The sequence below is a fragment of the Streptomyces sp. NPDC042638 genome (assembly GCF_040647235.1).
Lineage (GTDB): Bacteria > Actinomycetota > Actinomycetes > Streptomycetales > Streptomycetaceae > Streptomyces > Streptomyces rameus.
Map to the genome: position 1 here is coordinate 68,377 of NZ_JBEZBT010000044.1, position 7,538 is coordinate 75,914.

Consider the following 7,538-nt stretch of genomic DNA (forward strand, 5'->3'; position numbering starts at 1 on the left):
AGCGTGGTCTGTCAGCCGGAGCGTCGGTCCCGGGAGGGGAGGGTGAGACGGTCCATACCGGCATGTTCCGGTCCGAGCCGGGATGTTACCGCATTCAACCGACTAGAGGATCAGCTGCTCACGGCTCTGTTCCGCCGCCGCCCGGATCATCGCCGCCACGGCGGCGGGCCGCGAGAGGAGTACCGCGTGCGAGCCGTCGAGGAAGTACTCGTTGGCCGCCATCCGCAGGGCCATGAAGCGCTGAGCGGTGGGGTTGAGCATCCGGTCCCCGGCGGCGATGCCGTACCAGGACGGTTTCGCGGCCCAGGCCGGCGGTCCCGATCTGGCGGTCAGCGCACCCTGCGCGAGCGGCCGTTGGGTCACGGACAGCACCTGCGTGAGGCGGGGGGACAGGTCGGCGGCGTACACCTGGCGGAAGTGTTCCCCCCTGATGTACAGCTCGCCGTCCGGGTCCGCGGGAGACCGCTCGGCGAGGGCGGCGGTGAAGGTCTCCTCCGCGGCCGGCATGGGGGAGAAGCGGTCGACGACGTCCAGGAGGCACTCCCCGTCGTCCAGTCCGAACGCCGCGACGTAGCAGAGCGCCACGACGTTGTCGGCGCCGACGGCGGCATCGGTGATGACCGCGCCGCCGTAGCCGTGGCCGGCCAGCACGACCGGGGGATCGAGCTGCCGTACCACGCTCCGGAGGTAGGCGGCGTCGTACGCCAGGCCGCGCAGCGGGTTCGCCAGGGCGTGCGCCGTCAGCCCGGCGGCGTGGAGGAACCGGATGACCCCCGTCCACGACGAGGCGCCGGTGAACGCCCCGTGCACGAGCACGACGGTCGGCGGTACGGGGACGGGTCCGTGCACGTCGGCGGCCTCCGGATGCGTGGGGTTTCCCAGCCAAGCGCACCCGGGTCCGGCCGGCATCGCGTGAACGTACCAGGTCCGCTCAGTCGTCGGGCAGGCTTCTGACCAGGTTGGCGAGCTGCACGCGGGAGTTGACGGCCAGCTTGCGGAAGGCGGACGTCAGGTGCGTGTTGACGGTGTGCGGGGAGACGACGAGCAGCTCGGCGGCCGTACGGTTCGTGTGGCCCTCGGCGACGAGACGCGCGACCTTCCTCTCCGAGGCCGTGAGGGCCGCCCAGCCCTCGACGGGCCGCCGCCCGCTCGCCGCCCGGCGGTGGCCGCCCCCGGGCAGGTCACGCTGCACCTGTGCCGCCGCGGCGTGCGCCCCCGACGCGGTGAACGCGGCCCGGGCGACAGTCAGCGCTGCCACCGCCTCGGCCCTCCGGCCCGCCGCCAGCAGAGCCCGCCCCAGGTCCGTGTGTGCCGACGCCCGGACCAGTGGGCGCGGGCTCTTCGCGAGCAGGGTGACGGCGCGTTCCAGCAGGACCACGTCGTTCGTCACGAGCCCGCGGGCCCACGCCGCGACACCCGTGGCCGTGGGTACCGACGGATTGCGCCCGGCGTGGTCCTCGGCCTGCGCGGCCAGGTCCTCGGCGAGCCGGCGGTCCCCGCCGCGCAGGGCGATGCGGACCGCGCCGCCGACCCAGGTGCGCAGCAGCCGCCAGCGCAGGAAGGGCCCCTCCTCCTGCACCTGATGGATCCTCTCGACGGCCTGCCGCGGCTCGCCGTCGGCGTCCGCGTGGACCGCTTCCAGGAAGCGCGCCGCCGCCGTGTTGCCCGGGTTCGGTTTCGCCGCCCGCATCTCCCGCGCCGCCGCCAGGTGCCGACGCGCGGCCTCCCGGTCGCCGCGCAGCAGCGCGATCCGGGAGCGGATCACGCGCGCGTTCACCTGCTGGACGGACACCCGCACGTCGTCCTCCAGGCGCTCCATCGTCACGAAGTCGGCGTCGGCGTCGTCGAGTCTGCCCAGCCCCAGGTGCTGCTGACCCTGCGCCCACAGCAGCATCGCCTCACGCAGCCCGCCGGTGTTCTCCGCCGCCTTCGCGAGCAGCCGCTCGCCGGTCTCGAAGTCGTCCACGTGCTGGCACGCGACGATCTCCTCGGGGAAGAAGGACGGATCGACGGCACTGAGCGCGGTGAAACGATCCAGCGCGAGGGCGGTCTCACCCGCGTTGAGTGCGATCTCACCGAGCGCGGACAGGGCCTGGACGTGGGCCTGCCGGTCACCGGTGGCGACGGCGGCACGCAGCGCCTCCTCGCCCGCGGCTCGCGCGGCGGCGAGATCGTGCCCCCGGGACAGGGCCAGCGCACGCAGCGCGGCCAGCCGTGCCCCCACCTCCGGTGCGGCGCCGCCGACCGCGAGGGCGGCCTCGGTGCGGCGGCGCAGTTCCTCGGCGAGATCCATGTTCCACAGGGTCCCGCCGAGGGCCGCCTGCAGCCGGCCGAACGTCTCCACGGGCGGCCGGTACGACAGCAGCCGGTCCCCGGTCGCCAGCGCCTCCCGGTTCCGGCCGGCCCGGGTCAGGCAGACGACCGCCTGCTCACCCACGGCGAACCACGACGGACGCGCGGTCGGCACCAGTTCCAGAGCGCGGGTCATGAGGTCGGCCGCGAGGCCCGGGGTGACCGGCAGTACGTCGTCGGCGGCACGCCTGAGCAGCGTCACCGCCTCCTCGTCGCCTGGCTGGGCGCCCCTGAGGAGGTGCGACACCACGTCGATCGGCCGGTGGCCCGCCGAGACCAGCCGGCCCGCGGCCTCGCGGTGCAGCGCCTTGCGGGCCGAGGGCGGGATGTCCACGTACACCGCCTGGCGCAGCAGATCGTGCCGGAAGACCAGCTGGTCGCCTTCGTCGTCCAGCAGTCCGGCGCCGACCGCCTCCTCCAGCGCCGCCAGTGACGCGACGGAGGGCGCGCCGCACAGCGCGGCGGCGTCGTGGAAGGCGAAACCCCGTCCCAGCACCGCTCCCATCTGAAGGAAGCGGAGCGTACCGGGCCGCAGTGACCTGAGCCTGCCGCGGACGCCCACCACGAGCCCGGGGGGCACGAGCTGGTCCGGGGTTTTCGCGGAGGTGTCGGCGGTCCGCAGTCCGGCGAGCATCTCGACCGCCAGGAACGGGTTGCCGCCGGCCCCTTCGAGCAGGCCGCAGACGCGCTCGTCGACGGAGGCCGCCAGGGTGTCGCCGGCCAGCTGCCCGATGGCCGTGCCGGACAGCGGGCCCAGGGACACGGTGCGCACGGGGAGCTGGGGCCCCACGGCGGTGAGGATCTCCTGCGCCGGACCGTCGACGCCCCGCCGCCCGGTCAGCAGCCACAGCACCGGCGAGGTCCGCAGGCGCGTCGGGAGCTGCTTCAGCGCGAACCGGCTCAGCGGGTCGGCCCACTGCACATCGTCCAGGGCGATCAGCACCGGCACGCTGCCGGCGCGGTCCTCGATCGCCTCCGCCAGCCGCTCGACCAGCCAGATCCGCTGATCGTGACCGCTCGCGAGGTCCGTGAACGCGTCGCCGGACAGCAGCGGCCGGTCCCCGTCGAGGACGCAGGCCGCCAGCGACGAGAGCGGCACGAGGTGGTGCAGCTCGTCGGCCGTGCCGACGCCGACGGAGAAACCCGCCGCCTCCGCCCTCGCGACGGCTTCGGTGAGGAGGGTGGTCTTGCCGATTCCCGCTTCCCCGCGGATCAGGGCCAGTGCGCCGCTTCCGGTGCCGGCCACCGAAACGATCAGGGTGTGCAGCTCTTCGAGCTCGGCCTCCCGGCCGCGCAGACCGCGTCGGGACAGCGATCGCCCCGTCCCCGCCACCCGGCCCTCCCTGTCCGCACGCGCCCGCGACACCGGCGCACCGGAGGACCACTATCGCAAAAACGGCAGCTCAGTGCACATGCGGCAGCGATGGCGGGCGGCCCACGGCGGCCCTGCCCGACCGGCATCGGAGACATATCTGCCTCAGGGACGGGGGACATATGCACCTCAGGGACGGGGGACATATGCGCCGCAGGGGCCGGGGACACATGCGCCTCAGGGACCGGGGACACGCGCCTCAGGGACCGGGGACGTACGCGCCTCACCGACTGCGGTGTTCCGCCACTCCGCGGGGGAGATACGCCCATGTCCACGGCGCCGAAGGTGCGGGACAGTGCTGTGATCTCCGCCCTTTCGCACGTGCTGCTTCCGGACACACCGACCTGCTGTGATGTCCCCCACGTGCTCTTGTCGCGACGGAAAGGGCTACCTAAGTTCGGTCATATGTCCGCCCGAAACAACCCCCTCCCCGACGAGCCGGTCGAGTTCTCCGTCGATCTCACCGGCCACGAGATGACCCGGCGGGTCCACGTCATGGCCGCGCTCGGCGCCGACTGGGACCCCGCCGAGGCGATGCGCGGCGAGGAGGAGGCGTACGACATGCTGTACTCCGGCCTCGACGCGGAACAGCAGCGGCTGTACGACACCCTCGTCTCGGCCGGTGTCCTCCCGCGGCGCGGCGGCGGTCGTGCTTCCGCTTGATCCCCAGGCGGACATCGGCCGCCGGGCCTGGGTCACCTGCCCGAACTGCGAGGACCACCTGGAGTGCGCCACGTGCGCACAGGGCCGCAGGTGCTCGGCACACTGGCGCTACCTGCTCGCCAACACCGGCAGCCTGCTCCATCTGCAGTGCCCGTCGTGCACCCACATCTGGGACCACGAGACGGGGTTCGGCGCCACCCGCACCCGCTGGACGCGCAGGACCAGCGGCCTGTGACACGCGGTCCTGGCGGGCGGCCCTGACCCGGGTCCGGGCCGTCGGCGGTCCCGTCTCGTTCAGGAGCGGACGAGCGGGGTGTCCACCAGGTGTTCGGCGAGGAACCACGCTTGCAGTTCACCGGTGCGGATGACCTGCGAGACGAGCACGTCGTTGGTGCCGTCGTCGCCCAGCTCGGCGGTGCGGGCGGCGGCGTCGTGCGCGTCGGCCAGGATGGTCTCGTGGGCCTCCAGGAGCCGCGAGAGCATCGCCGGGACCTCCTCCACACCGTCCGGCGGGCGCGGGATCGAGGTGATCTCGGCGACGTGCCGGGTGTCGCCGACGGCGACACCGCCCAGGGTCTGGACCCGCTCGGCGAGGGTGTCCACGAGTGCCAGCTGCTCACCGGCGTGCTTGTCCAGGAGCAGGTGCAACGGGTAGAAGGTCGCGCCCCGCATGTTCCAGTGGTGCTTCTTGTAGAACCCGTAGAGGATCTGAGTGTCCGCCAGCACCTTGTTCAGGCGCTGGCTGGAGTACATGCGCGCCTCGTACGACAGGGCGATGGGGAACTGCTTGACGGTCCCGAACTCCTGGATGACCGAGCCCTTCTGGTGCAGCCACGGCTGGCTGCTCGTGAGCTTGGCGCTGGTGGTCATGACATTCCTCCTGGTGCATGCGGTGCTGTTGCAGGTGACCGACGCTAGGGGCGGTACCGGCAGGCGCGTTGCCCGGGAGCGCACGCGCAGGTGCCCGTCGGCGCACCGGCGTCGGCCGGCGGCTCACTCGCTGCCGGCCATGAGCTGTTCGACGACACGGTCCAGGTCGATGTGGCGGTGCTCGGTGCCCGGTGGCACCAGTGCGTCGGCGCGGTGCAGAAAGGCCGCGACGGTGGCGCTCGCCACCTCCAGGAGCGCCGCCCCGGAGCGTGCCCTGAGCAGGATGCGGACCCTGCCCGGCCGCCACCGGCCACCGGGGAGGACGACCACGTCCCCGGACCCCGTGGCCCGGCGCAGTCCCCGGGCCAGGAGCGACCGGGCGAAGACCCAGTCGACGCGGGACGCGAAGGGGGCGCCCACGGACAGGCACACGGCGTAGGGGTCCGTCGCGGAGAAGCGGAGCTCGGCGGGGAGCGGTATCGGCACTTCGTCGGCGACGGTGACGCGGACGCTCGTCGCGCATACGATCGGATCTTCGTCCGCGGCACCGGTAGGTTCGTGTCTCATGCCGCCCCCTGTCTGTCACTGTTCGGCTGGACCGCGGGTGCGGGTACCGGCGGTCCGAGGTGTCGACGACCGTACGGGGGTGCGGGGGAGCGGCTTGCCGACCAGCGCACGGGGTCTTGCCCGAAGGAGCAACGCGGTGGCGCCCGGACACACCCGGCCCCATGATGGTTGAATGTAGAACAATTAGTGGGCTGAGAGGTGATCCGCGATGAGCAATGTCGAGACGGAACCCGAGGAAGTGCGCTGCGGCACGGAGGTGGACGGCGAGCCGCCGGCCGGGGCGGCCCGGGTCGACGTGCTGACCCCGCGTGACGTCCCCCTGGGCGGCCCGCGGGCGATGACCGTACGGCGCACCCTGCCGCAGCGGGCCCGGACCCTGATCGGCGCCTGGTGCTTCGCCGACCACTACGGCCCCGACGACGTCGGAGACACCGGCGGCATGGACGTCGCCCCGCACCCGCACACCGGCCTGCAGACGGTGAGCTGGCTCTTCAGCGGGGAGATCGAGCACCGCGACAGCCTGGGCAGCCACGCCCTCGTACGACCCGGCGAACTGAACCTCATGACCGGCGGACACGGCATCGCCCACTCGGAGGTCTCCACCGCGCGGACCACCGTGCTGCACGGCGTTCAACTCTGGGTGGCACTGCCTGAGGCGCACCGCGACACCGCGCGGAACTTCCAGCACCACGTGCCCGAGCCCGTGGCGGTCGACGGCGCCGAGATCAGGGTCTTCCTCGGCTCCCTCGCCGGGACCGCGTCCCCGGTGCCGGCCTTCACGCCCCTGCTCGGTGCCGAGATCCTGCTCCGGCCGCGGGCGACCGTCACACTCACCGTGGACCCGGCCTTCGAGCACGGTCTCCTGGTCGACCGGGGAACCGTCCGCCTGGCGGATGTGCCGCTGCGTCCCGCCGAGTTGGGCTACGTCCATCCCGGCCCCGGCACACTGACCCTGACGAACGAGTCGGACACCACCGCACGGGCGGTCCTCCTCGGCGGAACACCCTTCGACGAGGAAATCGTGATGTGGTGGAATTTCATCGGCCGCAGCCATGAGGACATCGTCAAAGCCCGGGAGGAATGGCAGAGTTCCTCCGATCGGTTCGGCGCCGTCGACGGATATCCGGGAGCCCGTCTTCCCGCCCCCGTCCTGCCGAATGCCACCATCAGGCCGCGCGGTAATCCACCGCGTCGCTGACCCCTTTCCGAAAGGCATCCGATGAGCCAGCCCTCCGCCACTCCGGTCGTCGAGCGCATAGACGCCAGGAATCGCTACGAAATCCTTGTCGAAGGCAAAAGAGCCGGACTGACCGCCTACCGCGACCGCGGTGAACAACGCGTCTTCTTCCACACCGAGATCGATGACGCGTTCGCCGGACAGGGCCTGGCCTCCCAGCTGGTCCAGGAGGCGCTCACCGACGTACGGAACTCGGGCAAGCGGATCGTGCCCGTCTGCCCGTACGTCGCCAAGTTCCTGACGCGCCACGAGGAGTTCGGCGACCTCGTCGACCCCGTCACGCCCGAGGTACTGCAGTGGCTGGAAACCCGACTGGGCTGACCGTCCGCACCCCGTCCGGCCGCCGTGCGCAACATCCCCCGGCCGTGACGGAATCGGTCGCGGCGGGAACGAAACGCCGCGGCGGAGCCCCCGGCGGACGGGTCCCCGACCGGGCGCCGCAGCGTCACCTCTTCCTGGACGAAGCTGAACTCCGGT

At 72.4% G+C, this 7,538-nt stretch carries 8 protein-coding genes; 4 read left to right on the plus strand and 4 right to left on the minus strand.

Annotation, left to right across the window (positions count from 1 at the left end):
* Positions 1–102: 102 nt before the first annotated feature.
* Together AB0B40_RS28570 and AB0B40_RS28575 are read right to left on the minus strand one after the other, a co-directional pair.
* Positions 103–909, minus strand: a complete 807-nt coding sequence (locus tag AB0B40_RS28570) for an alpha/beta hydrolase (protein WP_345059349.1) — start codon at positions 907–909, stop codon at positions 103–105.
* A gap of 22 nt (positions 910–931) precedes the next feature.
* Complete coding sequence (locus tag AB0B40_RS28575; RefSeq protein WP_362266305.1) at positions 932–3,685, minus strand: AAA family ATPase; 2,754 nt, start codon at positions 3,683–3,685, stop codon at positions 932–934.
* Positions 3,686–4,129: 444 nt separating this feature from the next.
* Here AB0B40_RS28575 and AB0B40_RS28580 point away from each other — a divergent pair, with 444 nt between their 5' ends.
* Both AB0B40_RS28580 and AB0B40_RS28585 read left to right on the plus strand, forming a co-directional pair.
* Positions 4,130–4,387: a DUF6400 family protein gene (locus AB0B40_RS28580; protein ID WP_345059353.1), complete on the plus strand. Its 258-nt coding sequence runs from the start codon at positions 4,130–4,132 to the stop codon at positions 4,385–4,387.
* Complete coding sequence (locus AB0B40_RS28585; RefSeq protein WP_345059356.1) at positions 4,374–4,622, plus strand: hypothetical protein; 249 nt, start codon at positions 4,374–4,376, stop codon at positions 4,620–4,622. Before AB0B40_RS28580 ends, AB0B40_RS28585 begins: the two co-directional genes overlap by 14 nt.
* Before the next feature lie 59 nt (positions 4,623–4,681).
* Here AB0B40_RS28585 and AB0B40_RS28590 read toward each other — a convergent pair whose 3' ends face one another.
* Positions 4,682–5,257: a DNA starvation/stationary phase protection protein gene (locus AB0B40_RS28590; RefSeq protein ID WP_362266307.1), complete on the minus strand. Its 576-nt coding sequence runs from the start codon at positions 5,255–5,257 to the stop codon at positions 4,682–4,684.
* Between the two features lie 123 nt (positions 5,258–5,380).
* A complete protein-coding gene (locus AB0B40_RS28595; RefSeq protein ID WP_345059360.1) occupies positions 5,381–5,824 on the minus strand; it encodes an SsgA family sporulation/cell division regulator in 444 nt (147 codons plus the stop codon).
* Between the two features lie 208 nt (positions 5,825–6,032).
* Here AB0B40_RS28595 and AB0B40_RS28600 point away from each other — a divergent pair, with 208 nt between their 5' ends.
* Together AB0B40_RS28600 and AB0B40_RS28605 are read left to right on the plus strand one after the other, a co-directional pair.
* On the plus strand, positions 6,033–7,022 hold the full coding sequence (locus AB0B40_RS28600; protein ID WP_345059362.1) for a pirin family protein: 990 nt from the start codon (positions 6,033–6,035) through the stop codon (positions 7,020–7,022).
* 21 nt (positions 7,023–7,043) lie between these two features.
* Complete coding sequence (locus AB0B40_RS28605; RefSeq protein WP_345059363.1) at positions 7,044–7,382, plus strand: GNAT family N-acetyltransferase; 339 nt, start codon at positions 7,044–7,046, stop codon at positions 7,380–7,382.
* Positions 7,383–7,538: the final 156 nt, after the last annotated feature.

Bases quoted from the DNA above. Each gene is read 5' to 3' on its own strand.
- AB0B40_RS28570 (WP_345059349.1), bottom strand. From the start codon at position 909: ATGCCGGCCGGACCCGGGTGCGCTTGGCTGGGAAACCCCACGCATCCG.
- AB0B40_RS28580 (WP_345059353.1), top strand. From the start codon at position 4,130: ATGTCCGCCCGAAACAACCCCCTCCCCGACGAGCCGGTCGAGTTCTCC.
- AB0B40_RS28590 (WP_362266307.1), bottom strand. From the start codon at position 5,257: ATGACCACCAGCGCCAAGCTCACGAGCAGCCAGCCGTGGCTGCACCAG.
- AB0B40_RS28605 (WP_345059363.1), top strand. From the start codon at position 7,044: ATGAGCCAGCCCTCCGCCACTCCGGTCGTCGAGCGCATAGACGCCAGG.
- AB0B40_RS28595 (WP_345059360.1), bottom strand. From the start codon at position 5,824: ATGAGACACGAACCTACCGGTGCCGCGGACGAAGATCCGATCGTATGC.
- AB0B40_RS28600 (WP_345059362.1), top strand. From the start codon at position 6,033: ATGAGCAATGTCGAGACGGAACCCGAGGAAGTGCGCTGCGGCACGGAG.